This window comes from Streptomyces sp. NPDC048338 (assembly GCF_043201055.1).
Taxonomy (GTDB): Bacteria; Actinomycetota; Actinomycetes; order Streptomycetales; family Streptomycetaceae; genus Streptomyces.
In genome coordinates this window covers 154,225-180,292 of record NZ_JBICYQ010000008.1, presented here as the reverse complement: position 1 = coordinate 180,292, position 26,068 = coordinate 154,225, and the positions used below count along the sequence as shown (strand labels likewise).

The 26,068-nt window shown below is 71.2% G+C and carries 30 protein-coding genes and 5 tRNA genes; 27 read left to right on the top strand and 8 right to left on the bottom strand.

Features of this window, described 5'->3' with window-relative positions; genetic code table 11:
• Positions 1–77 precede the first annotated feature (77 nt).
• The 6 genes from ACGFZF_RS20155 to ACGFZF_RS20130 all read left to right on the top strand — a co-directional run bounded on the left by ACGFZF_RS20155 (position 78) and on the right by ACGFZF_RS20130 (position 1,524).
• Complete coding sequence (locus ACGFZF_RS20155; protein ID WP_393555875.1) at positions 78–881, top strand: HAD family hydrolase; 804 nt, start codon at positions 78–80, stop codon at positions 879–881.
• Positions 882–971: 90 nt separating this feature from the next.
• Positions 972–1,043 (top strand) — tRNA-Gln (locus tag ACGFZF_RS20150).
• A gap of 42 nt (positions 1,044–1,085) precedes the next feature.
• Positions 1,086–1,158, top strand: a tRNA-Glu gene (locus ACGFZF_RS20145).
• Between the two features lie 88 nt (positions 1,159–1,246).
• Positions 1,247–1,319 (top strand) — tRNA-Glu (locus ACGFZF_RS20140).
• A gap of 16 nt (positions 1,320–1,335) precedes the next feature.
• Positions 1,336–1,407: transfer RNA gene (locus ACGFZF_RS20135), tRNA-Gln, on the top strand.
• A gap of 41 nt (positions 1,408–1,448) precedes the next feature.
• Positions 1,449–1,524, top strand: a tRNA-Glu gene (locus ACGFZF_RS20130).
• A 121-nt stretch (positions 1,525–1,645) separates the two neighbouring features.
• Here the strand turns inward: ACGFZF_RS20130 and ndgR are convergent.
• Complete coding sequence (gene ndgR, locus ACGFZF_RS20125; RefSeq protein WP_015036427.1) at positions 1,646–2,362, bottom strand: IclR family transcriptional regulator NdgR; 717 nt, start codon at positions 2,360–2,362, stop codon at positions 1,646–1,648.
• Between the two features lie 181 nt (positions 2,363–2,543).
• Between ndgR and leuC the strand changes: the two genes are divergently transcribed.
• The 4 genes from leuC (at position 2,544) to ACGFZF_RS20105 (ending at position 5,706) form a co-directional block, all read left to right on the top strand.
• Positions 2,544–3,968, top strand: coding sequence for a 3-isopropylmalate dehydratase large subunit (gene leuC / locus ACGFZF_RS20120; RefSeq protein WP_393555873.1), 1,425 nt, complete (start codon positions 2,544–2,546; stop codon positions 3,966–3,968).
• A 6-nt stretch (positions 3,969–3,974) separates the two neighbouring features.
• Positions 3,975–4,568 carry a 3-isopropylmalate dehydratase small subunit gene (leuD, locus tag ACGFZF_RS20115; protein WP_393555871.1) on the top strand — a complete coding sequence of 198 codons (594 nt, stop codon included), beginning with the start codon at positions 3,975–3,977 and terminating at the stop codon, positions 4,566–4,568.
• A 104-nt stretch (positions 4,569–4,672) separates the two neighbouring features.
• Positions 4,673–4,900 carry a hypothetical protein gene (locus tag ACGFZF_RS20110; protein ID WP_147979841.1) on the top strand — a complete coding sequence of 76 codons (228 nt, stop codon included), beginning with the start codon at positions 4,673–4,675 and terminating at the stop codon, positions 4,898–4,900.
• Between the two features lie 143 nt (positions 4,901–5,043).
• A complete protein-coding gene (locus ACGFZF_RS20105) occupies positions 5,044–5,706 on the top strand; it encodes an HU family DNA-binding protein (protein ID WP_393555868.1) in 663 nt (220 codons plus the stop codon).
• Between the two features lie 221 nt (positions 5,707–5,927).
• On the opposite strand, the gene ACGFZF_RS20100 is transcribed toward ACGFZF_RS20105, so the two are convergent.
• Positions 5,928–6,134: a hypothetical protein gene (locus tag ACGFZF_RS20100; protein WP_393555866.1), complete on the bottom strand. Its 207-nt coding sequence runs from the start codon at positions 6,132–6,134 to the stop codon at positions 5,928–5,930.
• A gap of 10 nt (positions 6,135–6,144) precedes the next feature.
• Positions 6,145–6,792, bottom strand: a complete 648-nt coding sequence (cofC, locus tag ACGFZF_RS20095; protein ID WP_361312035.1) for a 2-phospho-L-lactate guanylyltransferase — start codon at positions 6,790–6,792, stop codon at positions 6,145–6,147.
• A 161-nt stretch (positions 6,793–6,953) separates the two neighbouring features.
• On the opposite strand from cofC, the gene ACGFZF_RS20090 reads away from it, so the two are divergent.
• The 3 genes from ACGFZF_RS20090 (at position 6,954) to ACGFZF_RS20080 (ending at position 9,945) form a co-directional block, all read left to right on the top strand.
• Positions 6,954–7,706 (top strand): lysophospholipid acyltransferase family protein, encoded by a 753-nt coding sequence (locus ACGFZF_RS20090; RefSeq protein ID WP_393555864.1) that lies wholly within the window; start codon positions 6,954–6,956, stop codon positions 7,704–7,706.
• Positions 7,703–8,704 (top strand): NAD(P)H-dependent glycerol-3-phosphate dehydrogenase, encoded by a 1,002-nt coding sequence (locus ACGFZF_RS20085; protein ID WP_393555862.1) that lies wholly within the window; start codon positions 7,703–7,705, stop codon positions 8,702–8,704. Before ACGFZF_RS20090 ends, ACGFZF_RS20085 begins: the two co-directional genes overlap by 4 nt.
• 101 nt (positions 8,705–8,805) lie before the next feature.
• The gene (locus tag ACGFZF_RS20080) at positions 8,806–9,945 is read left to right on the top strand and encodes a D-alanine--D-alanine ligase family protein (protein ID WP_393555860.1); all 1,140 of its coding nucleotides are present in this window, start codon (positions 8,806–8,808) and stop codon (positions 9,943–9,945) included.
• Positions 9,946–10,060: 115 nt separating this feature from the next.
• On the opposite strand, the gene ACGFZF_RS20075 is transcribed toward ACGFZF_RS20080, so the two are convergent.
• Positions 10,061–10,540, bottom strand: coding sequence for a DUF3515 domain-containing protein (locus ACGFZF_RS20075; protein ID WP_393556201.1), 480 nt, complete (start codon positions 10,538–10,540; stop codon positions 10,061–10,063).
• 23 nt (positions 10,541–10,563) lie between these two features.
• Positions 10,564–10,797, bottom strand: coding sequence for an Lrp/AsnC family transcriptional regulator (locus ACGFZF_RS20070; RefSeq protein WP_053137604.1), 234 nt, complete (start codon positions 10,795–10,797; stop codon positions 10,564–10,566).
• A 239-nt stretch (positions 10,798–11,036) separates the two neighbouring features.
• On the opposite strand from ACGFZF_RS20070, the gene ACGFZF_RS20065 reads away from it, so the two are divergent.
• Positions 11,037–11,999 carry a thiamine-phosphate kinase gene (locus ACGFZF_RS20065; RefSeq protein WP_147979850.1) on the top strand — a complete coding sequence of 321 codons (963 nt, stop codon included), beginning with the start codon at positions 11,037–11,039 and terminating at the stop codon, positions 11,997–11,999.
• Positions 11,996–12,802, top strand: coding sequence for a bifunctional hydroxymethylpyrimidine kinase/phosphomethylpyrimidine kinase (gene thiD, locus ACGFZF_RS20060; RefSeq protein WP_393555857.1), 807 nt, complete (start codon positions 11,996–11,998; stop codon positions 12,800–12,802). Before ACGFZF_RS20065 ends, thiD begins: the two co-directional genes overlap by 4 nt.
• Before the next feature lie 174 nt (positions 12,803–12,976).
• On the opposite strand, the gene rpmB is transcribed toward thiD, so the two are convergent.
• Positions 12,977–13,162 (bottom strand): 50S ribosomal protein L28, encoded by a 186-nt coding sequence (gene rpmB, locus ACGFZF_RS20055; RefSeq protein WP_003957616.1) that lies wholly within the window; start codon positions 13,160–13,162, stop codon positions 12,977–12,979.
• 239 nt (positions 13,163–13,401) lie between these two features.
• On the opposite strand from rpmB, the gene ACGFZF_RS20050 reads away from it, so the two are divergent.
• From ACGFZF_RS20050 to mutM, 9 genes are all read left to right on the top strand, one after another.
• On the top strand, positions 13,402–15,027 hold the full coding sequence (locus ACGFZF_RS20050) for a DAK2 domain-containing protein (protein WP_393555855.1): 1,626 nt from the start codon (positions 13,402–13,404) through the stop codon (positions 15,025–15,027).
• A gap of 191 nt (positions 15,028–15,218) precedes the next feature.
• On the top strand, positions 15,219–17,474 hold the full coding sequence (gene recG / locus ACGFZF_RS20045) for an ATP-dependent DNA helicase RecG (RefSeq protein ID WP_393555853.1): 2,256 nt from the start codon (positions 15,219–15,221) through the stop codon (positions 17,472–17,474).
• 65 nt (positions 17,475–17,539) lie between these two features.
• Entirely contained in the window at positions 17,540–18,124 is a 585-nt protein-coding gene (gene rsmD / locus ACGFZF_RS20040) for a 16S rRNA (guanine(966)-N(2))-methyltransferase RsmD (protein ID WP_356604559.1), read from the top strand.
• Between the two features lie 26 nt (positions 18,125–18,150).
• Positions 18,151–18,642: a pantetheine-phosphate adenylyltransferase gene (gene coaD / locus ACGFZF_RS20035; protein ID WP_187282810.1), complete on the top strand. Its 492-nt coding sequence runs from the start codon at positions 18,151–18,153 to the stop codon at positions 18,640–18,642.
• Positions 18,643–18,762: 120 nt separating this feature from the next.
• Complete coding sequence (locus ACGFZF_RS20030; RefSeq protein WP_393555851.1) at positions 18,763–19,815, top strand: DivIVA domain-containing protein; 1,053 nt, start codon at positions 18,763–18,765, stop codon at positions 19,813–19,815.
• A 99-nt stretch (positions 19,816–19,914) separates the two neighbouring features.
• Positions 19,915–20,646 (top strand): DUF177 domain-containing protein, encoded by a 732-nt coding sequence (locus ACGFZF_RS20025; RefSeq protein ID WP_261992311.1) that lies wholly within the window; start codon positions 19,915–19,917, stop codon positions 20,644–20,646.
• A 2-nt stretch (positions 20,647–20,648) separates the two neighbouring features.
• The gene (gene rpmF / locus ACGFZF_RS20020; protein ID WP_030496967.1) at positions 20,649–20,822 is read left to right on the top strand and encodes a 50S ribosomal protein L32; all 174 of its coding nucleotides are present in this window, start codon (positions 20,649–20,651) and stop codon (positions 20,820–20,822) included.
• A gap of 19 nt (positions 20,823–20,841) precedes the next feature.
• Positions 20,842–21,654 (top strand): ribonuclease III, encoded by an 813-nt coding sequence (gene rnc, locus ACGFZF_RS20015; protein WP_393555848.1) that lies wholly within the window; start codon positions 20,842–20,844, stop codon positions 21,652–21,654.
• 176 nt (positions 21,655–21,830) lie between these two features.
• Positions 21,831–22,691: a bifunctional DNA-formamidopyrimidine glycosylase/DNA-(apurinic or apyrimidinic site) lyase gene (mutM, locus tag ACGFZF_RS20010; protein WP_393555846.1), complete on the top strand. Its 861-nt coding sequence runs from the start codon at positions 21,831–21,833 to the stop codon at positions 22,689–22,691.
• Positions 22,692–22,751: 60 nt separating this feature from the next.
• Here mutM and ACGFZF_RS20005 read toward each other — a convergent pair whose 3' ends face one another.
• Positions 22,752–23,162: a helix-turn-helix domain-containing protein gene (locus ACGFZF_RS20005; RefSeq protein ID WP_356604548.1), complete on the bottom strand. Its 411-nt coding sequence runs from the start codon at positions 23,160–23,162 to the stop codon at positions 22,752–22,754.
• A gap of 118 nt (positions 23,163–23,280) precedes the next feature.
• Here ACGFZF_RS20005 and ACGFZF_RS20000 point away from each other — a divergent pair, with 118 nt between their 5' ends.
• Positions 23,281–23,865, top strand: a complete 585-nt coding sequence (locus ACGFZF_RS20000; RefSeq protein ID WP_393555844.1) for a flavodoxin family protein — start codon at positions 23,281–23,283, stop codon at positions 23,863–23,865.
• A gap of 79 nt (positions 23,866–23,944) precedes the next feature.
• On the opposite strand, the gene ACGFZF_RS19995 is transcribed toward ACGFZF_RS20000, so the two are convergent.
• Positions 23,945–24,931 carry a CAP domain-containing protein gene (locus ACGFZF_RS19995; protein WP_393555842.1) on the bottom strand — a complete coding sequence of 329 codons (987 nt, stop codon included), beginning with the start codon at positions 24,929–24,931 and terminating at the stop codon, positions 23,945–23,947.
• A 191-nt stretch (positions 24,932–25,122) separates the two neighbouring features.
• Between ACGFZF_RS19995 and ACGFZF_RS19990 the strand changes: the two genes are divergently transcribed.
• On the top strand, positions 25,123–25,404 hold the full coding sequence (locus tag ACGFZF_RS19990; RefSeq protein WP_393555840.1) for an acylphosphatase: 282 nt from the start codon (positions 25,123–25,125) through the stop codon (positions 25,402–25,404).
• Between the two features lie 393 nt (positions 25,405–25,797).
• Complete coding sequence (locus ACGFZF_RS19985) at positions 25,798–26,013, top strand: hypothetical protein (RefSeq protein WP_147979862.1); 216 nt, start codon at positions 25,798–25,800, stop codon at positions 26,011–26,013.
• The last annotated feature ends 55 nt before the right edge of the window (positions 26,014–26,068 follow it).

The window sequence follows — 26,068 nt, the reverse complement described above, 5'->3', positions numbered from 1 at the left end:
GCGGAGCCCGCGCCCGCACACCGCTGCGGCGACTCCTGACAGCCGTCGATGTGTCGAGGCTCACGTACCGTGGGTCCATGGTCATTCGCGCCGTCCTGTGGGACATCGACGACACCCTCTTCGACTACGCCCGCGCCGACCTCGCGGGCATGCGCGACCATCTCGCGGCCGAGGGCCTCGCCCTGGGCCCTTCCGGGGACCTGTCAGGGAGTTCGGCCGGTGACCGGGCCGCGGACGCCGGCGGGGCGCCCGGGGAGCGGTCCGGAGGGTTCGGCTCCGTCGCCGAGGCCCTCCGCCGGTGGCAGGAGCTCACGGTCGTCCACTGGCGGCGCTTCGAGGCCGGCGGCGTCGACTTCCAGGAGCAGCGGCGCGAGCGCGTGCGCGACTTCCTGGGGCGGGAGGACCTGGGCGCGGCCGAGGCCGACGCCTGGTTCGGGCGCTATCTCGCGCACTACGAGGCCGCGTGGGAGCTCTTCCCCGACTCCGTGCCCGTCCTGGACCTGCTGGCGGGTGACTACCGTCACGCCGTCCTGTCGAACTCGAGCATCCACAACCAGGAGCGCAAACTGCGCGTCCTCGGCGTGCGCGACCGGTTCGAGGTCGTCGTGTGCGCCGCCGAACTCGGATTCGCCAAGCCGGCCGCCGAGGCCTTCCACGCCGCCTGCGCCGCCCTGGGCCTGCCGCCGCAGGAGGTCGCGTACGTCGGCGACCAGCCCGACATCGACGCGCGCGGAGCCGTCGAGGCCGGCCTCCTGGGCATCTGGCTGGACCGTGCGGGGACCGGCGGGCGGCCGGAGCTGACCCGCATCACCGACCTCCACCAGCTCCCTCCGCTGCTGGGCGGGGATACCCGTTTTGGAGCGCCGGACACCTTCGGGTAATGTTCTTCCTGCGCCGAGGGGAGCAAGCCGAAAGGCCGAAACCCACGGAGCACAACCCGAACAAGATCCCCGCAAGGGATTGAGTTTTGGTGGCCTATGGTGTAATTGGCAGCACGACGGTTTCTGGTTCCGTTAGTCTAGGTTCGAGTCCTGGTAGGCCAGCTCGCAGAGCTCATCTGCAAAACGCGGATCCTGATCCGCAAAGCCCCCGTTGTGTAGCGGCCTAGCACGCTGCCCTCTCACGGCAGTAGCGCCGGTTCGAATCCGGTCGGGGGTACAGATCCATCCTGCGGATCACCAGGGTCGCACCCGGTGATCATGTGGTGACATCATCCGGCACTCCGGTGCCGGATGGGATCGCTAGGGCCCCCGTTGTGTAGCGGCCTAGCACGCCGCCCTCTCAAGGCGGTAGCGCCGGTTCGAATCCGGTCGGGGGTACTGGTTCAACCCACCATGGCCTATGGTGTAATTGGCAACACTACGGTTTCTGGTACCGTCATTCTAGGTTCGAGTCCTGGTAGGCCAGCTCTGCAGAGCTCATCTGCAAACGCGGATCTGATCCGCAAGGCCCCCGTTGTGTAGCGGCCTAGCACGCCGCCCTCTCAAGGCGGTAGCGCCGGTTCGAATCCGGTCGGGGGTACCACGAGAGAAGCCCTTCCCTTCGGGGGAGGGCTTCTTCGTCGTCCGGCCACGGCACACACACAACTCCGGCCCACCGCTGCGGCGTTGGAGCGGTGGGCCGGATCGGACGGAGGAGCGGAGGATCAGCCGGTGCGGCGGAGCGCCTCGGAGAGGCGGGCGGCGGCGTCGATGACCGCCTGGGCGTGCATACGGCCCGGGTGGCGGGTCAGGCGCTCGATCGGGCCGGAGACCGACACGGCGGCCACGACGCGGTTCGAGGGACCGCGCACGGGCGCGGAGACGGACGCGACGCCCGGCTCCCGCTCGCCGATCGACTGGGCCCAGCCGCGGCGCCGTACGCCCGACAGGGCCGTCGCCGTGAACCGGGCACCCTGAAGACCGCGGTGGAGCCGCTCGGGCTCCTCCCAGGCCATCAGGATCTGCGCGGAGGAGCCGGCCTTCATGGTCAGCGTCGAGCCGACCGGCACGGTGTCCCGCAGGCCCGAGAGGCGCTCGGCAGCCGCCACGCAGATGCGCATGTCGCCCTGGCGGCGGTAGAGCTGGGCGCTCTCGCCGGTGACGTCGCGCAGGTGCGTCAGCACCGGGCCCGCCGTGGCGAGCAGACGGTCCTCACCGGCCGCGGCGGCGAGCTCCGCCAGGCGCGGTCCGAGGATGAACCGGCCCTGCATGTCGCGCGCCACCATCCGGTGGTGTTCCAGTGCCACGGCGAGTCGATGTGCCGTGGGTCGTGCGAGTCCCGTCGCCGCGACCAGACCTGCGAGGGTGGCCGGACCGGACTCCAGGGCGCTCAGGACAAGGGCTGCCTTGTCGAGAACGCCTACGCCGCTAGAGTTGTCCATGCAACGATATTCGCGTCTCACTCTGTGAAACGCAAGTTCAATTTTCCTGGGAACTTGCGAACCTGTACGTGCGGCCCGCGGACCAATCGGGTCCGCTGCCGGCGTCCGGCGCGTGGGGTACGGACGTGGGCCCACATGTCTCTAGAAGTGCCGGCACACCACGCCGGCCGGAGGGAAAGCGATGGGTAGGACACTCGCGGAGAAGGTCTGGGACGACCATGTCGTCCGGCGCGCCGAGGGCGAGCCCGACCTCCTCTTCATCGATCTGCACCTGCTGCACGAGGTGACCAGCCCCCAGGCGTTCGACGGCCTGCGTCAGAACGGCCGCCCGGTGCGGCGCCTCGACCTCACCATCGCCACCGAGGACCACAACACCCCGACCCTCGACATCGACAAGCCGATCGCCGACCCCGTCTCCCGCGCGCAGTTGGAGACCCTGCGGAAGAACTGCGCCGAGTTCGGCGTACGGCTGCACCCGCTGGGCGACGTCGAGCAGGGTGTCGTCCACGTCGTCGGCCCGCAGCTGGGCCTGACCCAGCCCGGCACGACCGTGGTCTGCGGAGACTCCCACACCTCCACCCACGGCGCCTTCGGCGCGCTGGCGTTCGGCATCGGCACCAGCCAGGTCGAGCACGTGCTGGCCACCCAGACGCTGCCGCTGGCCCGCCCCAAGACGATGGCCATCACCGTCGACGGCGAGCTGCCCGACGACGTCACGGCCAAGGACCTGATCCTGGCGATCATCGCGAAGATCGGCACCGGCGGCGGCCAGGGCTACATCCTGGAGTACCGCGGCTCCGCCATCGAGAAGCTCTCGATGGAAGCCCGGATGACCATCTGCAACATGTCGATCGAGGCCGGCGCCCGCGCGGGCATGATCGCCCCCGACGAGACCACCTTCGCCTACCTGAAGGGCCGCGCCCACGCCCCCGAGGGCGAGGACTGGGACGCCGCCGTCGCGTACTGGAAGACCCTGGAGTCCGACGAGGACGCGGTCTTCGACGCCGAGGTCGTCATCGACGCCGCCTCCCTGGCGCCGTTCGTCACCTGGGGCACCAACCCGGGCCAGGGCGCGCCGCTTTCCGCGCACGTCCCCGACCCGGCTTCGTACGAAGACGCTTCGGAGCGCCTGGCCGCCGAAAAGGCCCTGGAGTACATGGGGTTGACCGCCGGGCAGCCGCTGCGCGACATCCGGGTCGACACCGTCTTCGTAGGCTCCTGCACCAACGGCCGCATCGAGGACCTGCGCAACGCCGCCGACCTGCTGCGCGGCCGCAAGGTCGCCGACGGCGTCCGCATGCTGGTCGTCCCGGGCTCGGTCCGGGTCGCCCTGCAGGCCGTCGAGGAGGGCCTGGACAAGGTCTTCAAGGAGTCCGGCGCCGAATGGCGGCACGCGGGCTGCTCGATGTGCCTGGGCATGAACCCCGACCAGCTGGCACCCGGTGAGCGCTCCGCGTCCACCTCCAACCGCAACTTCGAGGGCCGGCAGGGCAAGGGCGGCCGGACCCACCTGGTCTCGCCCCAGGTCGCCGCCGCCACCGCCGTACTGGGCCACCTGGCCTCCCCGGCCGATCTGTCCGACGTCGCTACGCCCGCGGGGGTCTGAGGAACCATGGAAGCTTTCACCACCCACACCGGCCGGGCCGTCCCGCTGCGCCGCAGCAACGTCGACACCGACCAGATCATCCCCGCGCACTGGCTGAAGAAGGTCACCCGCGACGGCTTCGAGGACGGCCTGTTCGAGGCCTGGCGCAAGGACCCCGAGTTCGTGCTCAACCGCCCCGAGCGGCAGGGCGCCTCGGTCCTGGTGGCCGGCCCCGACTTCGGCACCGGCTCCTCCCGTGAGCACGCCGTCTGGGCGCTGCAGAACTACGGCTTCAAGACCGTCGTCTCCTCCCGGTTCGCCGACATCTTCCGCGGCAACTCGCTGAAGAACGGGCTCCTGACCGTGGTCCTGGACCAGAAGGTCGTGGACGCGCTCTGGGAGCTGACCGAGGCCGACCCCACCGCCGAGATCACCGTCGACCTGGAGCAGCGGAAGGTCCTCGCGGCCGGGATCGACGCCGACTTCGAGCTCGACGAGAACGCCCGCTGGCGGCTGCTGAACGGGCTGGACGACATCAGCCTCACCCTTCAGAACGAAGCGGACATCGCGGCCTACGAGGCGGCACGGCCGGCCTTCAAGCCCCGTACAATTACCGCCTGAGCAGCGCTTTTCCACGACTGCGCCCCCCACCGTCCGGTGGGGGGCGCAGTCGCTTGTTGAGACCCCGTCGGGCGACAACTCGCCCTAGATGGCACAATCGGTGCATGGAACGCGACAGCCAACTCGAGCTCTACGAGGCAGTCGCCGCCCGATTGAAGGAAGCGCACACAAGAGTGCGCTCACTGCAAGTCCCGGAGGGCGTAAGGATGGCGCTGTCCCGGAAGCTGCTGGTCGTGACGGCGGCGGCGAAGCACGATCTCGCGGACGCGGCAACGCGTCTGGACCGGTTGATGAAGGACCTCGACGAGGGCCGATTCCCTGAAGACGACTGACACCAGGAACTCCGCAACGGGACTTCTGCGTTGCGGCACTAGGGTGATTAGCCCGTTTCGTGTTTGATTTGCGGTATATACATGCCTAACGTGCGAAAAAGCTTGAACACTTTCGTTCTGGCAATGTCTCCGAAGGGGAAGACGTGAACAAGGCGCAGCTCGTAGAAGCGATTGCCGACAAGCTCGGCGGCCGTCAGCAGGCCGCGGACGCTGTCGACGCGGTGCTGGACGCGATCGTGCGTGCCGTGGTCGGCGGGGACCGGGTCTCGGTCACCGGCTTCGGTTCGTTCGAGAAGGTCGACCGTCCGGCCCGGTACGCGCGCAACCCGCAGACGGGTGAGCGGGTGCGGGTCAAGAAGACCTCTGTTCCGCGCTTCCGTGCGGGTCAGGGCTTCAAGGACCTGGTCAGCGGCTCGAAGAAGCTGCCCAAGGGTGGCGAGGTCTCCGTCAAGAAGGCGCCCAAGGGCAGCCTCACCGGCGGCGCTTCCGCGACCGTGAAGAAGGCCGCCGCGAAGAAGGCCACCACCGCGAAGAAGGCCGCCGCCAGGAAGGCGGCCCCCGCCAAGAAGACCGCGGTCAAGAAGACCACGGCCGCGAAGAAGGTGGCCGTCAAGAAGACCACGACGGCGAAGAAGACCACGGCCGCGGCCAAGAAGGCCGCCCCCGCGAAGAAGACCACGGCCACGGCCAAGAAGACCGTCGCCAAGAAGACCGCGCCGGCGAAGAAGGCCACGGCGAAGAAGGCGCCCGCCAAGAAGACCACGGCGCGCAAGACCGTCGCCAAGAAGACCGCCGCCAAGAAGTAACGCATCTGTAAGCGGCACCAGGGCCAAGGGCCACTCACACGCCGGGCCGGACTCCCTCGCGGGGAGCCCGGCCCGCGGCGCGTTCCTGAGACGCGCGCGGTCGTCGGGTACCTACCCCGCCCCCCGACGGACCGTACCGAACGCGCCGATCGCCCCGGCGGCGGTCCGGAACGCCGGACTCTCCCCGGATGGCCGAATTCCGCCGGTATTCCGCCGACGGTTCAGAGGGTCTGCAGCGTGATCAGCGTGATGCGCGGCCCGGAATCGCCCGCGGGCTCCGTCTCGATGCGCACCCGCTGCCCCGGCCGCAGCAGACGCAGTCCGCCCGCGTCGAAGGCCTCGGTCCCGAACTCCACGGGGGTGCCGTCGTCGAGCAGCACACTGCCGCTGCGGGTCTCGGGGTCGTACGTGAACGCGGTCGCCTGCATGGACAGCAGCCTATCCGGCCGCGCGTTCCCAGCGGGCGGCCGTCCGCGGACCGACACCCAGCGCGAGCGCCGCCGCCAGATCCTCGCCGGTGTCCACGTCCCGGCGCACGGAATCGACCCCCGCGAGCCGGATTTCCACGGCCCCTGACGACAAATGCCGCCGGCGTGAAGGCCCTCCGAAAGCAGGTGCCAATTCTACTCCGGAGCCCGCCGAGAGGAATGTCGTACCGATTTCGGCCGCATCCGCGAGAAATGCCCGCGGGAATTCTCCGGCCACCGCCAGGACCCGGCCGAGCTCCGCCGGCCGCAGCGCGGGCAGGTCCGCGTTCAGCGCCGCGACCCGGGCCCCCGGGCGCGACCGGCGCACCGCCCGCACCCCGTGCGCCAGCGCCGCGTTGAGCCCCGCGGCCGGCACGTCGGGCACGATCCGCGCCCCGAGCGCCGCCAACGCGAGCCCGGCGGCGTGATCGTCCGTGACGACCGCCACATCCCGCACGCCGGGACTCTCCAGCGCCGCGGCCACGGTGTCCTGCGCGAACGCCAGCGCCAGCCGTGGACGCAACCGTTCCCCGGCGGCGGCCGCGAGCCTGCTCTTCGCCCGCACAAGGGGCTTCAGGGGGACGACCAGGGACCAGCCGCCATCCGGATCGGTGTTCATCGGGGCCATTGTGACCCGGCGCCCGGTGCGGCCGGCCGACGGGCGGCTGGCCCGGCGCCCGGCGGGACCGGGAACCCGAGGCGTACGGTGTCCTCGACAGACCAGGGGCATGGGGCGACACTTGACCCCCTGCAAACCCAGTCCCAGAGGAAGGTGTCCGAGTGTCCCGCCGCAGAATCGGCTTCTGGTACCGCCTGGCGGCGGTCATCGCTAAACCGCCGCTGGTGGTTCTCTTCAAGCGGGACTGGCGCGGAACGGAACACATTCCGGCGGACGGCGGATTCATCACCGCCGTCAACCACAACTCGTACCTGGACCCGCTGTCGTACGCGCATTACCAGTACAACACCGGACGGGTCCCGCGATTCCTCGCCAAGGCCGGCCTCTTCAAAGGCTCGTTCGTCGGCACGATGCTGCGCGGCACGGGACAGATCCCGGTCTACCGCGAGACCACCAACGCGCTGGACGCCTTCCGGGCCGCCGTCGACGCCATCGAGCGCGGCGAGTGCGTCGCGTTCTACCCCGAGGGCACCCTCACCCGCGACCCCGAGATGTGGCCCATGGCCGGCAAGACCGGCGCCGCCCGCGTCGCGCTGCTCACCAGGGCCCCCGTCATCCCGGTCGCCCAGTGGGGCGCCAACCTCGCCATGCCGCCGTACGCCAAGGAGAACAAGTTCCGCCTGTTCCCGCGCAAGACGCTGATCGTGCAGGCCGGCCCGCCCGTCGACCTCTCCCGCTTCCACGACCTGGAGGCGACGCCCGAGGTGCTGCGCGAGGCGACCGAGGTCATCATGGCCGCGATCACCGCGCTCCTGGAGGACGTCCGCGGGGAGAAGGCGCCCGGCGAGCCGTACGACCACCGCAAGGCCCGGATGGAACAGCGGCGCAAGGCCGCAGGGGAAGGGATGAAGTGACCAAGGCAGCAGTCTTCGGCACGGGATCGTGGGGGACCGCCTTCGGGATGGTGCTCGCCGACGCCGGCTGCGAGGTGACCCTGTGGGGCCGCCGGCCCGAACTCGCCGAGGCGGTCAACACCACCCGCACCAACCCGGACTACCTGCCCGGCGTGGTCCTCCCGGAGAACGTCCGGGCCACCACCGACCCCGCCGAGGCCGCCCGCGACGCCGACTTCACCGTCCTCGTCGTCCCCTCGCAGACCCTGCGCCGCAACCTCACCGAGTGGGCGCCCCTGCTGGCCCCCGGCACCGTCCTCGTCTCCCTGATGAAGGGCGTCGAACTCGGCACCGCCAAGCGCATGAGCGAGGTCGTCGAGGAGGTCGCGAAGGTCCCCTCCGACCGCGTCGCCGTCCTCACCGGGCCCAACCTGGCCAAGGAGATCGCGGCGCGCCAGCCCGCCGCCGCCGTCGTCGCGTGCAGCGACGAGAGCGTGGCCCAACGCCTCCAGAGCGCCTGCATGACCCCCTACTTCCGCCCCTACACCAACACCGACGTCGTCGGCTGCGAACTGGGCGGAGCGGTCAAGAACGTCATCGGGCTCGCCGTCGGCATCGCCGACGGGATGGGCCTCGGCGACAACTCCAAGGCCACCCTCATCACCCGCGGCCTCGCCGAGACCACCCGCCTCGGTCTCTCCATGGGCGCCGACCCGCTCACCTTCTCCGGCCTCGCGGGCCTCGGCGACCTGGTCGCCACCTGCTCCTCGCCGCTGTCCCGGAACCACACCTTCGGCACCAACCTGGGCCGCGGCATGACGCTCCAGGAGACCATCGCCGCGACCAAGCAGACCGCCGAGGGCGTCAAGTCCTGCGAGTCCGTGCTCGATCTGGCCCGCCGCCACGGGGTCGACATGCCGATCACCGAGACGGTCGTCTCCATCGTCCACGAGGGCAAGCCGCCCATCGTCGCCCTCAAGGAACTGATGTCGCGCAGCGCCAAGTCCGAGCGCCGCTGACCAGGCCCGAACCGGCGGACCGGGACCTTCCGGGACACGACCCGCGCGCGGCGGACCAGGCCCTCGGGCCCGCCGGAGGTGCAAGGTACGCTCATCGCGATATGAGCGAGAACACCCAGAGCCCCCGCAAGCCGCGCGTGGCCGTCGTCTTCGGCGGACGCAGCTCCGAGCACGCCATCTCCGTCGTCACGGCCGGTGCCGTCCTGCGCGCCATCGACCGGACCAAGTACGACGTGCTGCCCATCGGTATCACCACCGACGGCCGCTGGGCGCTGACCGCCGACGCCCCCGAGCGGATGGCCATCGCCGACCGCTCCCTGCCGAGCGTCGCCGACCTCACCGAGTCCGAGAAGGGCGGCGTCGTCCTCTCCGTCGACCCGGCCAACCGCGAGGTCGTCCACACGGAGCCCGGCGCCGTGCCCAAGGCGCTGGGCGAGGTCGACGTGGTCTTCCCGGTGCTCCACGGCCCCTACGGCGAGGACGGCACCCTCCAGGGCCTCCTGGAGCTCTCCGGAGTCCCCTACGTCGGCGCGGGCGTCCTCGCCTCCGCCGTCGGCCAGGACAAGGAGTACATGAAGCGGGTCTTCACCTCCTTCGGCCTGCCCGTCGGCCCCTACGAGGTCGTCCGGCCCCGCGAGTGGGACCAGAACCCGGCCGCCGCCCGCAAGCGGATCGTGGAGTTCGCCGCGACCCACGGCTGGCCGCTCTTCGTGAAGCCCGCACGCGGCGGCTCCTCGATGGGCATCACCAAGGTCGACGACCTCTCCGGCCTGGACGAGGCCATCGAGGAAGCCCGCCGCCACGACCCCAAGATCCTCGTCGAGTCGCTGCTGCGCGGACGCGAGATCGAGTGCGGCGTCCTGGAGTTCGAGGACGGCCCGCGCGCCAGCGTGCCGGCCGAGATCCCGCCCGTCACGGACCACGACTTCTACGACTTCGAGGCCAAGTACATCGACTCGGCCTCCGGGATCGTCCCGGCGCCGATCGGGGACGAGGCCACCGCCGAGGTCCAGCGCCTCGCGGTCGCCGCCTACGAGGCCGTGTCCTGCGAGGGCCTGGTGCGCGCGGACTTCTTCCTCACCGACGAGGGCGAGTTCGTGATCAACGAGATCAACACCATGCCCGGCTTCACCCCGATCTCGATGTACCCGCGCATGTGGCAGGAGAGCGGCGTGAGCTACCCGGAGCTGGTCGACCGCCTCATCCAGGCCGCGCTGACCCGCTCCACCGGCCTGCGCTAGGGCAAGCCCCAGGACCTGTCCGGGCGGACAGACCCGGACCGCCGGGGCAGCGCCTTCGGGCGGTGCCCCGAGCCGCCGTCCCCCGGCCCGCACCCCGCCTCACGGCGCGGGCGGATCACAGGCTGGGGGGCACGGTCCCGGCGACGGGACCCGCCAGATCCGCCAGCGGGCCGACGTCGTGCGCGTACCGCTCGTCCAGCGTCACCTCGACGTACGCCTTGCGGTACGTGGTGGTGAACCGGGGGCCGTCGCCCTGCCGTTCCTCCAGCAGCCAGTTCACGCCGTCGGCCTCGACTGCGTGCGCCTGGGGATCGTTCATCTTTTCGGGCCGGGGGACGCCGCAGCGCAGTACGATCGCCGCGTCCCCCCACCCGGCGGTCAGCTCGGAGTCAGGCTCCGGATCGGTCCGTTCCAGCCCCGCCACGGTGTCGGGAAGCACCTTCGCCAGCGCCCGGCAGAAGGCGGCTTCCTCCGCCGGAGGGCTGGGAACCGGGACCGACGCCTTCGCGTCCGTGGAGGAGCAGCCCGCGGCGCCCAGCAGCAACGCGGCCGCTGCGGCGGCGAAGGGCAGGCCGAAAGGCCGGTGGGAGGACATCACCGGCCAAGGGTAGACGGGGGCTACAGATGGACGACCGGGCAGGTGAGGGTGCGCGTGATGCCGTCCACTTGCTGGACCTTGGCGACCACCATGCGGCCGAGGTCGTCGACCGTGTCGGACTGGGCTCGGACGATCACGTCGTACGGGCCTGTCACGTCTTCGGCCTGGATCACCCCCGGGATCTTGGAGATGGTCTCGGCGACGGTCGACGCCTTGCCCACCTCGGTCTGAATGAGGATGTAAGCCTGTACCACGGAACCTCCAGGGCGGCCACGAGGATCATTGGGGGGAGATGAATGAACCTGCAGAAAGGTTCGCCACGGTACCGCGTCGCCGCGGGCCGCGGGGAGACCTCCGCGCCCGGGGGCGCCCACGGTGTGGCGTACGCACGACAGAAGTTGACGGTCTACTTGACGGTATCCGGCGCGGTGGCGGCTCGCGACCCGCGGAGCGGGGCACGCACGTCCGGCACGACGACACGAGGTGAGACGCGGTGAAGGGCACAGTCGGCGAGTTGGGGGAGTTCGGGCTCATCAAGGAGCTCACCTCCCGGCTCACCTCCACCCCGGCGGTACGGATCGGCCCCGGCGACGACGCCGCGGTCGTCTCCGCACCCGACCGGCGCGTGGTGGCCAGCACGGACATCCTGCTGGAAGGACGTCACTTCCGCCGTGACTGGTCGACGGCCTACGACGTCGGCCGCAAGGCGGCGGCGCAGAACCTCGCCGACATCGCGGCCATGGGCGCCGTCCCCACCGCGCTGCTCCTCGGCCTGGTCGTCCCCGCCGAGCTCCCGGTCACCTGGCCCACTGAGCTCATGGACGGACTGCGGGACGAATGCCAGGTGGCGGGCGCGGCCGTCGTCGGCGGCGACGTCGTCCGCGGCGACACCATCACCGTCGCCATCACCGCCCTCGGCGACCTGCGCAACCACGACCCCGTGACCCGGGGCGGAGCCCAGCCCGGCGACGTCGTCGCCTACACCGGCTGGCTCGGTTGGTCCGCCGCCGGATACGCCGTCCTCTCCCGTGGCTTCCGCTCCCCGCGCGCCTTCGTCGAGGCCCACCGGCGGCCCGAGCCGCCCTACCACGCGGGTCCCGCCGCCGCGGGGCTCGGCGCCACCGCGATGTGCGACGTCAGCGACGGCCTCATCGCCGACCTCGGCCACATCGCCGAGGCCAGCAAGGTCCGCATCGACCTGCGCTCCGGCCTCATCGACATTCCCACCCAGATGAACGACATCGGCCAGGCCGTCGGCGTGGACCCGCTGCAGTGGGTGCTCACCGGGGGAGAGGACCACGCCATCGTGGCCACCTTCCCGCCCGACGTGAAGCTGCCCGCCCGCTGGAAGGTCATCGGCGAGGTCCTGAACCCCTCCGCACTGCCCCAGGTCACCGTGGACGGTGCCCCCTGGCACAGCAAGGGCGGCTGGGACCACTTCGGGGCCACCGAGTGACCACCGCGCCGCCCCGGGTGCTGACCGTCGCCGGATCCGACTCCGGCGGCGGCGCGGGCATCCAGGCCGACCTCAAGACCATGCTCGCTCTCGGCGTGCACGGCATGAGCGTGATCACGGCCGTCACCGCGCAGAACTCGCGGGGCGTCCAGGGCGCCTGGGAACTGCCCGAGGAGGCCGTGCGGGCCCAGTACCGGGCCGTGGTCGACGACATCGGCGTCCAGGCGGTGAAGACCGGCATGCTGGCCTCCACCGTCCTGGTGGAGACCGTCGCCGACCTCCTCGCCGGGACGGACGCCCCCGTGGTCGTCGACCCGGTCGGCGTCTCCAAGCACGGGGACGCCCTTCTCGCCGCCTCCGCGCTCGACTCCGTCCGCACCCGGCTGCTGCCCCGCGCGACGGTCGCCACGCCCAACCTGGACGAGGTGGCGCAGCTCACCGGCGTACGGGTCGAGGACGAGAGCGGCATGCGGCGGGCAGCCGAGGCGATCCTGGCCTTCGGACCACGCTGGGCCCTCGTCAAGGGCGGCCACCTGCCCGCCGGGTCGGGCGCCGTGGACCTGCTCACGGACGGCGGCGAGGAACACTGGCTGCGCGCACCGCGTCTCGACAACCGGCACACCCACGGGACGGGCTGCACGCTCGCCTCGGCCGTGGCCGCCGGACTGGCCAAGGGCCTGACGGTGCCGGCGGCGGTGCACGAGGCCAAGGAGTACGTCACCGGCGCCATCGCCGCCGGTTTCCGCCTGGGGGCCGGCATCGGTCCCGTCGACCACGCCTGGCGCACGCGGGGCCAGGTCTGAGAGGACCGGTTCCGGCACGAGCCCGGGAGGGTCGCCCGGAGCCGGAACCTAGGCGTTTCCGGGCATGGCAAAAGGCCGGTTCACCGAGGTGAACCGGCCTTTCAAGGCAACCGCAGGGGCTGCGCTACGACAAAACGTCGGCGGGATCTTCCCCACTTGCGCGGGGAGCATCACTTAGCGCGAGACCTTGCCGGCCTTGATGCACGAGGTGCAGACGTTGAGCCGCTTCGGCGTCCGACCGACCACGGCACGCACACGCTGGATGTTCGGGTTCCAGCGACGAGACGTACGGCGGTGCGAGTGCGAAATGTTGTTGCCGAAGCCCGGCCCCTTGCCGCAGACGTCGCAGTTGGCAGCCACGGGTCACTCCAAAGACTTCAGATTTACAGTGAAATCCGGCGCACCGGAATCAGAGTTCTGAAGTGGCTTGCCGGGGGAATGGCCCGACTCTCATCGGGCAACCGAAGCAGCATACAACGACTGCTTCCGTGGAACGAAACTACCATGGCCACCGCGGCCCCCGCCCCCGTCCCAGGTCACGAGCGGGTCTACCCTGCGGTGAGCTCAGCCCCTGAGGCCCCTAGCAGGAGGATCACCCGTTGCCGCAGACCGCGCAGACCCTCGACGCCGCAGCGGTCCGGTCCTGGTGCGTACGGGCGCTGCACGCGCTCGGCCGGGAACGCGAGGAGATCGACGCGATCAACGTCTACCCGATCGCCGACGGGGACACCGGGACCAACCTCTACCTGACCCTCGAGTCCGCCGTGCAGGCGGTCGACGAGGTCTTCGCGGCGGACGTGGCGGTCGCGTCCGACACCGCCGCCGACGGGGAGGCGGCGGGGCCCGACCCCGCCGCGGCCATACGGGCCATGGCGCACGGCGCCCTGATCGGCGCCCGGGGCAACTCCGGCACGATCCTCTCCCAACTGCTGCGCGGGATGACCCCCGTGCTCGCCGACGGACGTGACGGTGATCACCTGGCCCGCGCGCTCGCCGCCGCGGCCGAGGCGGCCCGGCAGGCCGTGGCCCACCCCGTCGAAGGCACCATCCTCAGCGTGGCGAGCGCCGCCGCCGGCGCCTGCGCGGCCGGCGGGGACCTGGTCACGGTGGCCCGCCGGGCGTACGACGGGGCCCGGACGGCGCTGGCGGCCACCCCGGGACAGCTCGCCGTGCTGGAGCGCGCAGGGGTCGTGGACGCCGGCGGGCGGGGACTGGTGACGGTCCTCGGAGCGCTCGTCGAGGCCGTCTCCGGCGAGGTGCAGATCCGACCCGTCACCGCACCGCCGCACCGCCCGCTCGCGGCCGAGGACTGCGCGACGGGGGACGGCCCGGCCTTCGAGGTCCTCTACCTCCTGGAGGCCCCCGACCCGGCCGTCGAACGGCTCCGGGCCCGCCTCGACGCGCTGGGCGAGTCCCTCGTCGTCGTGGGCGGCGACGGACTGTGGAACGTGCACGTCCACACCGACGACGCGGGAGCCGCCGTCGAGGCGGGCGTGGAGGCCGGCCGGCCGTACCGGATCCGCATCACCCACTTCCCCGGCGCCGCCGAGGCACCCGAGCGCGCCCAGCGGGCCGTGGTCGCCGTCCTGCCGGGGGAGGGGCTCGCGGGGCTGTGCGAGGCCGCCGGAGCGACGACCCTGCTCGCCCGGCCGGGACGGCCGCCGGTCAGCGGCGACCTGGTCGAGGCGATCCGGCGGGCCCACGCGCGCGAGGTGGTCCTCCTGCCCAACGACACCGACCTGCGGCACACCGCCGGCGCGGCCGCCGAACAGGCCCGCGCGGAGGGCATCCGGGTCGCCCTGATCCCGACCCGCGCGGCCGTCCAGGGCATCGCGGCCCTCGCCGTCCACGAACCGGACCGGCGCTTCGACGAGGACGTGGTCGCGATGACGGCGGCGGCCGGCGCGACCCGGTACGCGGAACTCGCCGTCGCCGAACGGCAGTCCTTCACCTCGGCGGGCGTCTGCCAGGCCGGCGACGTCCTCGGCCTGATCGAGGGCGACGTGGCGGTGATCGGCCACGACCTGACCACCACCGCCCGGACCGTCCTGGACCGGATGCTCTCGGCGGGAGGCGAACTGGTCACCCTCATCGTGGCCGACGGCACGCCCCCGTCCCTGGCGGCCGCCCTCGAACGCCATGTCCGCGAGACCTACCTGGCCGTCGACACGACGACCTACCAGGCGGGCGCCGGAGCGCCGCCGCTCCTGATCGGCGTGGAGTAGCGGCCGACCGCACGGGGAGCGGGGACCGCCCGGCCGCCGGCGCGGTCCGCCCGCCCCGCGCCCCACCCGCCTCGGGGGCGTCGCGCGGTGCCGGCGACCCGGCGGACTCCCGGCCGATCCGGCCGATCGACGAGACACCCCGCCCGGGATCTTCCCGGCCTGCGGGACGGTTGTCGGTCCCGTGGTGTGCAATGGAGCCCGTGCCCGCGCTCGACGAACCACTGAAGAAGCTGCTCGGCGCCGCCACCGCCAAGGTGATGGCCGAGCACCTCGACCTGCACACGGTCGGGGACCTGCTCCACCACTACCCCCGGCGCTACGCCGAGCGCGGGGAGCTGACCGCGCTCGGCGAACTGCCCCTGGACGAGCACGTCACGGTGGTCGCCCAGGTCGCCGACGCCCGCGTGCTGACCTTCAACAAGGGCGGGCGGGGCACGGGTCAGCGGCTGGAGGTGACCATCACCGACGGCAGCGGCAGGATGCAGCTGGTCTTCTTCGGCCGCGCGGTCTTCTTCCACCAGAAGGAGCTGCTGCCCGGGCGGCGCGGGATGTTCGCCGGCAAGGTCGGCGTCTTCAACCGCAAGCTCCAGCTCTCCCACCCCGAGTACAAGCTCCTCGACGCCGACACCAGCGACGAGACGGCCAAGGCCTTCGCGAGCGAACTGCTGCCGATCTACCCGGCCGTCAAGCAGCTGGAGTCCTGGACGATCGAGCAGTCCGTCTCCATCGCCCTGGACTCCATGGAGGCCACCGACTGGGGCGGACTCGTCGACCCGCTGCCGACCGCCCTGCGCGAGGGACGCGGCCTCACCGACCTCCCCGACGCCCTCCGGAAGGTCCACCGCCCGCACACCAAGGCGGACATCGCGCAGGCCCGCGACCGGCTCAAGTGGGACGAGGCCTTCGTCCTCCAGGTGGCGCTCGCCCGCCGCCGCTACGCGGACACCCAACTGCTCGCCGTCGCCCGCCGACCCGCCCCCGACGGCCTCCTCGACGCCTTCGACGCCAAGCTGCCCTTCACCCTCACCGACGGCCAGCGGCGCGTGACGAAGGAGATCTTCGACGATCTCGCCACCGAACACCCCATGCACCGCCTCCTCCAGGGCGAGGTCGGATCCGGCAAGACGATGGTGGCCCTGCGCGCCATGCTCGCCGTCGTCGACGCCGGCGGACAGGCAGCCATGCTGGCGCCCACCGAGGTCCTCGCCCAGCAGCACCACCGCTCCGTCACCGAGATGATGGGCGAACTCGCCGAGGGCGGCATGCTCGGCGGCTCCGAGCACGCCACCAAGGTCGTGCTGCTCACCGGCTCCATGGGAGTCGCCGCCCGCCGCCAGGCCCTGCTCGACCTGGTCACCGGCGAGGCCGGGATCGTCATCGGCACCCACGCGCTGATCGAGGACAAGGTGCAGTTCCACGACCTGGGCCTGGTCGTCGTCGACGAGCAGCACCGCTTCGGCGTGGAACAGCGCGACGCCCTGCGCGGCAAGGGCCACACCCGGGGCGAGAAGCGCACCCCGCACCTCCTGGTCATGACGGCCACCCCCATCCCGCGCACCGTCGCCATGACCGTCTTCGGCGACCTGGAGACCTCGGTCCTGGACCAGCTCCCGGCCGGCCGTTCCCCCATCGCCAGCCACGTGGTGCCCGCCGCCGACAAGCCCCACTTCCTCGCGCGCGCCTGGGAACGGGTGCGCGAGGAGGTGGAGAACGGCCACCAGGCCTACGTGGTCTGCCCCCGGATCGGCGACGGCGAGGACGAGAACGGCAAGGGCGGCAAGGCGGCCAAGGGCGCGAAGAAGAAGGCCGCGCCCGAGGACGACGCCGAGAAGCGCCCGCCGCTCGCCGTCCTGGACGTGGCCGCGCAGCTCGGTTCCGGCCCGCTGGCCGGGCTGCGGGTCGAGGTCCTGCACGGCCGGATGCACCCGGACGACAAGGACGACGTGATGCGCCGCTTCGCCGCGGGCGACGTCGACGTCCTGGTCGCCACCACCGTCATCGAGGTCGGCGTCAACGTCCCCAACGCCACCGCCATGGTCATCATGGACGCCGACCGCTTCGGCGTCTCCCAGCTCCACCAGCTCCGCGGCCGGGTCGGCCGCGGCTCCGCCCCCGGGCTCTGCCTGCTCGTCTCCGAGATGCCCGAGGCCGCACCCGCCCGCCGTCGCCTCGAAGCCGTCGCCTCCACCCTCGACGGCTTCGAGCTCTCCCGGATCGACCTCGAACAGCGCCGCGAGGGCGACGTCCTCGGCCAGGCCCAGTCCGGCGTCCGGTCCTCCCTGCGGATGCTCACCGTCATCGAGGACGAGGAGGTCATCGCCGCCGCCCGCGAGGAGGCCACCGCCGTCGTCCGCACCGACCCTGAGCTGGAGTCCCATCCCGCCCTGCGGACCGCCCTGGACGCCCTCCTGGACAAGGAGCGGGAGGAGTTCCTGGAGAAGGGGTGACCTCACGGACCCGCCCCCGGCCATATCGTGGAGATACCGATCTCAGCGAAGGACGAGGACCTCAGATGACCCGCGTGATCGCCGGCACCGCCGGCGGACGCCGACTGGCCGTACCGCCGGGCAACGGCACCCGCCCCACCTCCGACCGGGCACGCGAAGGCCTCTTCTCCACCTGGGAAGCGCTCCTCGGGACCCTCGACGGGGCCCGGATCGCCGACCTCTACGCCGGCTCCGGCGCCGTCGGTCTGGAGGCCCTCTCCCGCGGCGCGGCCCACGCGCTCCTCGTCGAGGCCGACGCCCGAGCCGCGAAGACCGTCCGCGAGAACGTCCGGGCGCTCGGCCTGCCCGGCGCCGAGGTCCGCACCGGCAAGGCGGAGCAGATCGTCACGGGACCGGCCCCCGCGACCCCCTACGACCTGGTCTTCCTCGACCCGCCGTACGCCGTCTCGGACGACGATCTTCGGGAGATCCTCCTCACACTCCGCTCCGGGGGCTGGATCGGAGACGATGCCCTCGTCACCGTGGAGCGCAGCACCCGAGGCGGGGAATTCGGCTGGCCGGCCGGTTTCGAACCACTGCGGGCCCGTCGCTACGGCGAGGGAACGTTTTGGTACGGTCGCGCCGCCTCTACGTGCGAAGACGCACGATGACCGGACCGGAGAGCGAGGGACCCAAGTTGCGCCGCGCCGTCTGTCCGGGGTCATTCGACCCCATCACCAACGGACATCTCGACATCATCGCCCGCGCCTCCAAGCTGTACGACGTCGTACATGTCGCGGTGATGATCAACCAGTCCAAGAAGGGACTGTTCACGGTCGACGAGCGGATCGAGCTGATCCGCGAGGTCACCGCCGACTTCGGCAACGTCGAGGTCGAGGCCTTCCACGGCCTTCTCGTCGACTTCTGCAAGCAGCGCGACATCCCCGCCATCGTCAAGGGGCTGCGCGCGGTCAGCGACTTCGACTACGAGCTGCAGATGGCCCAGATGAACAACGGCCTCTCGGGCGTCGAGACGCTGTTCGTGCCGACCAACCCCACCTACAGCTTCCTGTCGTCCTCCCTGGTCAAGGAGGTCGCCGCGTGGGGCGGCGACGTCTCCCACCTGGTGCCGCCCGCCGTCCTCGGCCGGCTCACCGCGCGCCTCGCCGAGCAGCGCTCCTCTACGTGACCGCGAGCGACGGCCGTTGACGGTCCGTCACTCACGGTCACCCGGTGTCGGACGGGCGCCGACTGCCCTTACAGTCGTCCCGTCCGTCTCCATCCAGCTGTAGAGAGTGGCGAGCACCCGGTGGACGTGCAGAAGAAGCTCGACGAGATCGTTGCGACGATCACCAACGCCCGCTCCATGCCCATGTCGGCGTCCTGCGTGGTCAACCGCGCCGAGCTGCTCGCCGCGCTCGAAGAGGTGCGGGAGGCCCTGCCGGGCTCGCTGGCGCAGGCCCAGGAGCTCCTCGGCGGTCGCGAGCAGATGGTCGAGCAGGCCCGCCGCGAGGCCGAGCGGATCATCGAGGTCGCCCACGCCGAGCGCGGGTCGCTGATCTCCGACACCCAGGTCGCCCGCCAGTCCCAGGACGAGGCGGACCGGATCCTCGGCGAGGCCCGCCGCGAGGCCGAGGAGATCCGCGCCGAGGCCGACGACTACGTCGACTCCAAGCTCGCCAACTTCGAGGTCGTCCTCAACAAGACCATCGGATCCGTCGACCGGGGTCGCGAGAAGCTCCTCGGCCGCGGCCCCGGCCTCGACGAGCAGGGGTACGCGGACGAGGACGCCCCCGAGTACAGCGCCGACCCGCAGACCCTGATCCAGCGGGCCGACGAGTACGTCGACGCCAAACTCGGCGCCTTCGAGGCCGTGCTCAGCAAGACCCTGGAGGCGGTCGGCCGCGGCCGGCAGAAGCTGCACGGGCGGATCGCCACCGACGACCTCGGGGCCCACATGGCGGCCCAGGACGCGGCGGGCGGCGCGGTCCACACCAGCGACGCGGACTACCTGGCCGGACTCGCGGAACTGGCCGACCCCGAGCCGGCCCAGCAGCCGGCCGCCCCGCAGATCCCGGCGCAGCAGCCCGACCCGTACGGCTACCCCCAGCAGCCGCAGGACGCGTACGCGGCCGGCGTCACCTACGCGGGGAGCGAGTACGGCGTCGGCCAGGACCCCTACGCCTACCAGGCCCAGGACCCGTACGCGTACCAGCAGCCCCAGCAGCAGGACCCGTACGGCTACCAGCAGCAGGTGCAGCAGCAGGCACCGCACCAGCAGGCCGCGCTCGACGAGACCAGCTTCTTCGACACGAGCATGATCGACCTGGAGCAGCTGCGCCGGTACGAGCAGGGCCACTAGCTTCCGTCCGATCCCGCGGGGCACGTGGCGATCATGCGCTCGGGGCCCGGATTGGGTCCTGGGCGAAGCGTCCAGTATCCTGGCTCTTCGGTCGCGCGTATGCCCGCGATCCTTGCTGCCCGCTTCGCCCCACCCGGTGGACGCGGCAGCCCCCTCGACGATCCGAAAGCAGGAAGAACCCTGAGCACGCGCCTCGACCACCGCAACCCCCTCGTGTTCGACACACACGAGCTGGGGCGGCGTCCTGGTGCCCTTCAGCGGCTCTCGCGTTCGGTGGCGGCTCCCCAGCACCTCGGTGTCGAAGGAGTCGTCGGTGTGCCGGAGGGCGCGCCCGTGGAGATCGACCTCCGTCTCGAGTCGGTCATGGAAGGGGTGCTCGTCACAGGCACCGCCCGTGCATCGGCCGAGGGGGAGTGCGTAAGGTGTCTGGAGCCCGTCGAGATCGATCTCGACGTGGACTTCCAGGAGATGTTCTCGTACCCCGACTCCGACGACCGGGGCCGCTCCAAGGCGGCCGCGGACGACGAAGCCGAGGCCGACGAGGACATGATCCCCCTCGAGGACGGCATGTTCGACCTCGAACCCCTGCTGCGTGATGCGGTCGTGCTCGCACTGCCGATGCAGCCGGTGTGCCGGGAGGACTGTGCGGGGCTGTGTTCCGACTGCGGAACCAACCTGAACGACCACCCGGACCACCACCATGACGCCGTCGACATTCGTTGGGCGGCACTGCAGGATCTCGCCGGTTCGCTGGGAACCGATGAGAAGGACAACATGAGCGGCACTGCATCTGACGACGTTCAGAGCGCCGCCGAGAAGCAGGAGAAGTAGCCGTGGCTGTTCCGAAGCGGAAGATGTCGCGCAGCAACACGCGCCACCGCCGGTCGCAGTGGAAGGCTGCGGTCCCCACCCTGGTTTCGTGTGAGCGTTGCCAGGAGCCGAAGCAGCAGCACATCGCGTGCCCGAGCTGCGGCACCTACAACAAGCGCCAGGTCCTCTCGGTCTGAGTGGCTGGTGAGAGGCGCAATGTCTGAGTCCAACAAGACGGACACTGCCTCGTCCCACACGCTTCTGGAAGGGCGGCTCGGGTATCAGCTCGAGTCCGCCCTTCTGGTGCGTGCGCTGACGCATCGCTCGTACGCGTACGAGAACGGCGGTCTGCCCACCAACGAGCGTCTCGAGTTCCTCGGGGACTCCGTGCTCGGCCTGGTGGTCACGGACACGCTGTACCGCACCCACCCCGACCTGCCCGAGGGCCAGCTGGCCAAACTGCGGGCCGCGGTGGTCAACTCGCGTGCGCTGGCGGAGGTCGGCCGCGGCCTCGAACTCGGCCTCTTCATCCGGCTCGGCCGGGGCGAAGAGGGCACGGGCGGCCGGGACAAGGCGTCCATCCTCGCCGACACCCTGGAAGCGGTGATCGGCGCGGTCTATCTCGACCAGGGCCTCGATGCGGCGTCCGAGCTGGTGCACCGGCTCTTCGACCCGCTCATCGAGAAGTCCTCGAACCTCGGTGCCGGCCTGGACTGGAAGACCAGTCTCCAGGAGCTCACCGCGGCCGAGGGTCTGGGCGTGCCCGAGTACCTCGTCTCCGAAGAGGGCCCGGACCACGAGAAGACCTTCACTGCTGCCGCCCGCGTCGGTGGTGTCTCGTACGGCACCGGCACCGGCCGCAGCAAGAAGGAGGCGGAGCAGCAGGCCGCCGAGTCCGCGTGGCGCGCGATCCGCGCGGCCGCGGACGAGCGCATGGCGGCGGCCAAGGCCGCGGCCGAGGCCGGCGAGACCGGTCCGCAGGAGGAGAACGGCGGGGCGCCGACCGCCGCCGACCTCCCGTCGGCCTGACTCGCACGCTCCCTTCGCACAGGCATCCCGCCCGTCCCCCGTTCCGGGGGGCGGGCGGTCGTGTGAACACCCCCTGCCGCGCCCCGGCGCTCCCGGCAGCAGCGGACCGGGCCCGCCCGGTTCCCCGCGGGCGATAGGCTTTCGGCAGCGTTCCCGTATCCCCGCGGAGGAGTCCCGTGCCCGAGTTGCCCGAGGTCGAGGTCGTACGGCGCGGGCTGGAGCGGTGGGTCGACGGGCGGACCGTGGGCGAGGTCGAGGTGCTGCACCCGCGGGCCGTGCGACGGCATCCGGCGGGCGGCGCGGACTTCGCGGCGCGGCTGAAGGGACACCGGTTCGGGGCCGCCCGCCGGCGCGGCAAGTACCTCTGGATCCCCCTCGCGGACTCGGACAGCTCCGTCCTCGGCCATCTCGGCATGAGCGGCCAGCTGCTCGTGCAGCCCGAGACCGCGCCGGACGAGAAGCACCTGCGCGTCCGCGTGCGTTTCCAGGACGGACTCGGCACCGAGCTGCGCTTCGTCGACCAGCGCACCTTCGGCGGTCTCTCCCTGCACGACAACACCCCCGACGGACTGCCGGACGTCATCGCGCACATCGCGCGCGACCCGCTCGACCGGGAGTTCGACGACGCCGCCTTCCAGGCCGCGCTGCGCCTGCGCCGCACGACCGTCAAGCGGGCGCTGCTCGACCAGTCGCTGATCAGCGGGGTCGGGAACATCTACGCCGACGAGGCGTTGTGGCGCAGCCGACTGCACTACGACCGCCCCACGGCCACTCTCACCCGCCCCCGCTCCGCCGAACTGCTCGGCCACGTACGGGACGTGATGAACGCGGCCCTCGCCGCCGGCGGGACCAGTTTCGACAGCCTCTACGTCAACGTGAACGGCGAGTCCGGTTACTTCGACCGCTCGCTGGACGCCTACGGGCGCGAGGACGAGCCGTGTCGCCGGTGCGGTACTCCGATACGTCGGCGCCCCTGGATGAACCGGTCCAGCTACTTCTGTCCGCGCTGCCAGCGCCCCCTGCGTCCGTCGCTCTGACGCGGGACGCCGGACCGGTCACGGCCCACCCGTGACCCTCCATGGCCGCCGGGTCGGGGTTCAGGACGGGACGGGGGCGCGTTCCTCGTCGTAGGTCCGGCGCGCCGAGAGGACCTCCGGCATCCGGCCCTCGACCAGCTGGATCAGGCCGAGCAGTCGCTCGGCTATCTCCCGGCCCAGCGGGGTGAGGGTGTAGTCCACCCGCGGCGGGTTCGTCGGCTGTGCCTCGCGGTGGACGAGACCGTCGCGCTCCAGCGCGTGCAGCGTCTGCGACAGCATCTTCTCGCTCACGCCGTCGACCCTGCGGCGCAGTTCGTTGAACCGGAAGCCGCCGTCGTACAGCGCCCCGAGCGTGAGGCTGCCCCAGCGTCCGGTCACGTGTTCCAGCGTGCCGCGCGACGGGCAGGCCCGCGCGAACACGTCGAACCCGAGGTCACCGGCCGGGCACTCCGTCGCGAGGTCGTCAGTCATGCCCTCCACCATACTCCGGCACAGCGCTGACCCAGGGGGTGCGCTAACTGGTAGGTTGCGCTTCCGAATAGTTAGTGCTCTACTTCTGGTGCATTCCCTGCCGATGAGGAGCTTTCCTGTGACCACCCCTGTCGTCTCCATCGCGTACCACTCCGGCTACGGCCACACCGCGGTCCTCGCGGAGGCCGTCCGTGCCGGGGCCGCCGACACCGGCGCCACCGTCCACCTGGTCAAGGTCGACGAGATCACCGACGCCCAGTGGGAGCTGCTCGACTCCTCCGACGCGATCGTCTTCGGCTCCCCGACCTACATGGGCACCGCGTCCGGCGCGTTCCACGCCTTCGCGGAGGAGAGCTCCAAGCGCTGGTTCTCCGACGCCTGGCAGGACAAGCTGGCCGCCGGCTTCACCAACTCCGCGTCCAAGAGCGGCGACAAGCTGCACACCCTGCAGTTCTTCCAGATCCTGGCCGGTCAGCACGGCATGCACTGGGTCAACCTCGGCCTGAAGCCGGGCTGGAACTCCAGCGAGGCCTCCGAGAACGACATCAACCGCCTCGGCTTCTTCGCCGGCGCCGCCGCCCAGTCCAACAACGACCAGGGGCCGGAGGACGTCCACAAGGCCGACCTGGCCACCGCCGAGCACCTCGGCCGCCGCGTCGCCGAGACCGCCCGCACCTTCGCGGCCGGCCGCGCCGCGCGCTGACGCGCCACGGCGGTACGTCGAAGGGCCCCGTCACCGATCGGTGACGGGGCCCTTCGACGTGCTTCGGGGGCTTCGTGCCTCAGTAGCCGAAGTCCTGCGTCCACCACGGACCACCGTCCGCGAAGTGCACGCCGACGCCGATCGTCTTGAAGTCGCAGTTCAGGATGTTCGCCCGGTGCCCGTCGCTGCCCATCCAGGACTGCATCACCGCCGCCGCGTCCACCTGACCGCGCGCGATGTTCTCGCCGCCCATGCTCGCGATGCCGGCCTTCTGGGCGCGGACCCACGGGCTGGCGCCGTCCGGGTCCGTGTGGTCGAAGAAGCCGCGGGCGGCCATGTCCTGACTGAAGGCGTCGGCCAGAGCCGCGAGCCTGGAGTCGGCGGTCACCGGGGTGCAGCCCACCAGGGCCCGCTGCTGGTTGACCAGCCGGACGACCTCGGTCGCCGCGGCGGTGTCACGGCCGACCGGGGCGGCAGGGGACGGGGCCTGCGTGCGCTCCACCGGCTTGTGGGTCGTGGGGGCCGGCTTCTTCGGCGCCGCCGTCCGCGACGGCTCGGCCGCCGTCTTCTCGGGCGCCGGGGCGGCGGTGGTCTTCGGAGCGGCCGGCTTCGGCTTCGGCTTCGGAGCCGCCGTCTTCTTCGGCGCGGGGGAGGCGGTGGTCCGGGAAGGGGTCGGCTTCGGCTTGGGCTTCGTCGTCGGCTTCGGCTTCGGCTTCGCGGAGGGCGAGGCCGCCTTGCCGGTGCCGGTGCCGGTGCCGGTGCCGGTGCGCTTCGTCTCGATCGAAGGGGTCGCCGAGGCGCCGCCCTGCTGCGTCAGCAGTTCCGGGGCCTGCCGGGACTCCGTCTTCCGGGCCTCCGCGCTGACGCTGCCGACGGTGTCACTGCTCCCGCCGGGCAGCAGACCCGCGGCGACGGCGACCGCCGCGCCCACCGCGACGGCCGCGGAGGCGCCGAGAAGTCCGGTGCGGACCGGCCTCCTGCGAGGGGTACCCGGGTGCCGGCTGTCCGAGCCATCCGCATATCCTTCTGCGGCGGGCGCGGCGCCGGAGCGACGGTGGCGTCCCATCTGCTCTGCCTTCCTGACGACCTGAGTGCTCTGTGCTGAGCCGTGCTGTGCGAGTTGCCGATCTTTGCAATCGCCAGTTCGTGTCATATGGAGCGCACCCGATCGGGTGACTCTCGTTGCGTGGGGACTGTACGCGATGACAGGGCCGGGGCGGTGTGATGTGCAGGGAATTCGCCCGCTAACGTACGGTCATGACTGAAGACGTTCGGTGCACCGCGTGGGTGCGCGGCCGGGTACAGGGAGTGGGCTTCCGTTGGTTCACCAGGGCAAATGCTCTGGAGATCGGAGGCCTCGTCGGCTTCGCGCTCAACCTCGACGACGGCCGCGTCCAGGTCGTGGCCGAGGGCCCGAGTGAGAATTGCCACCGCCTGCTGGAGTGGCTGCGCTCCGGTGACACGCCCGGCCGCGTGGACGGAGTCACTGAGATATGGGGCACTCCGCGCGGTGGCTACGACAGCTTCGCGATCCGCTGACGATCATGTCGACACGACGCTGCCCGGTGACCCGCACGGCCGCCGGGCGTACGTTCGAAGAAGGCCCCCTGAAGGGGAAATGGCCTGGTGGTTGCGGAGAGGGCCTTGCCGTGGAAGGCTGCGCGGGTAAGGATGATCTCCACGCCCCTGAGGCACCGAGTTGCGAGGCGCCGCCGCGGTATCCGCGGCCGCAGGCCCCCCGGTCGCCCCTTGATACGGGGTGTGATCGTGTTGACCGTCAAACTTTTTGGTGAGACTCTGGAATCCCCGCGCACCTTAGCTGTTTGGCAGTAGGAATCGGCACGACAACCTGTGCTGTCGAGCACCGCGGGTGCGAATCCCTCACGACCCACACCACTTCGGTCGGTCACTCAGTGTGGAGGACCATCCATCATGGCAAAGGCGCTTCTCGGTTACGTCGGCGGCTCCGACCCGCGACTCCTCGCCGAGATGCGACGGCTTCAGCAGCGCGTCCAGGACCTCGAGTCCGAGCTTGTACGGATTCAGGACGAGAACGACGCGCTCAACGCTGCCGCCGCACAGCACGGAGAGTCGCTGCTGGACAGCATCGACCTCGACGTTCCCCAGGCGGAGCCTGCACTCACCTGATCGTTCAGCCCCGTGCCGGGGCGAGGTGAGAAACACTCACGCCGGCACAGCCAGA

Excerpts from the sequence above, each read along its gene's own strand:
- ACGFZF_RS20155 (WP_393555875.1), top strand. The coding sequence starts at position 78 with ATGGTCATTCGCGCCGTCCTGTGGGACATCGACGACACCCTCTTCGAC.
- ndgR (WP_015036427.1), bottom strand. The coding sequence starts at position 2,362 with ATGGACAACTCTAGCGGCGTAGGCGTTCTCGACAAGGCAGCCCTTGTC.
- leuC (WP_393555873.1), top strand. The coding sequence starts at position 2,544 with ATGGGTAGGACACTCGCGGAGAAGGTCTGGGACGACCATGTCGTCCGG.
- leuD (WP_393555871.1), top strand. The coding sequence starts at position 3,975 with ATGGAAGCTTTCACCACCCACACCGGCCGGGCCGTCCCGCTGCGCCGC.
- ACGFZF_RS20110 (WP_147979841.1), top strand. The coding sequence starts at position 4,673 with ATGGAACGCGACAGCCAACTCGAGCTCTACGAGGCAGTCGCCGCCCGA.
- ACGFZF_RS20100 (WP_393555866.1), bottom strand. The coding sequence starts at position 6,134 with ATGCAGGCGACCGCGTTCACGTACGACCCCGAGACCCGCAGCGGCAGT.
- cofC (WP_361312035.1), bottom strand. The coding sequence starts at position 6,792 with ATGAACACCGATCCGGATGGCGGCTGGTCCCTGGTCGTCCCCCTGAAG.
- ACGFZF_RS20080 (WP_393555860.1), top strand. The coding sequence starts at position 8,806 with ATGAGCGAGAACACCCAGAGCCCCCGCAAGCCGCGCGTGGCCGTCGTC.
- ACGFZF_RS20075 (WP_393556201.1), bottom strand. The coding sequence starts at position 10,540 with ATGTCCTCCCACCGGCCTTTCGGCCTGCCCTTCGCCGCCGCAGCGGCC.
- recG (WP_393555853.1), top strand. The coding sequence starts at position 15,219 with ATGGAGCCCGTGCCCGCGCTCGACGAACCACTGAAGAAGCTGCTCGGC.
- rsmD (WP_356604559.1), top strand. The coding sequence starts at position 17,540 with ATGACCCGCGTGATCGCCGGCACCGCCGGCGGACGCCGACTGGCCGTA.
- ACGFZF_RS20025 (WP_261992311.1), top strand. The coding sequence starts at position 19,915 with ATGCCCGCGATCCTTGCTGCCCGCTTCGCCCCACCCGGTGGACGCGGC.
- rnc (WP_393555848.1), top strand. The coding sequence starts at position 20,842 with ATGTCTGAGTCCAACAAGACGGACACTGCCTCGTCCCACACGCTTCTG.
- ACGFZF_RS20005 (WP_356604548.1), bottom strand. The coding sequence starts at position 23,162 with ATGACTGACGACCTCGCGACGGAGTGCCCGGCCGGTGACCTCGGGTTC.
- ACGFZF_RS19995 (WP_393555842.1), bottom strand. The coding sequence starts at position 24,931 with ATGGGACGCCACCGTCGCTCCGGCGCCGCGCCCGCCGCAGAAGGATAT.
- ACGFZF_RS19990 (WP_393555840.1), top strand. The coding sequence starts at position 25,123 with ATGACTGAAGACGTTCGGTGCACCGCGTGGGTGCGCGGCCGGGTACAG.
- ACGFZF_RS19985 (WP_147979862.1), top strand. The coding sequence starts at position 25,798 with ATGGCAAAGGCGCTTCTCGGTTACGTCGGCGGCTCCGACCCGCGACTC.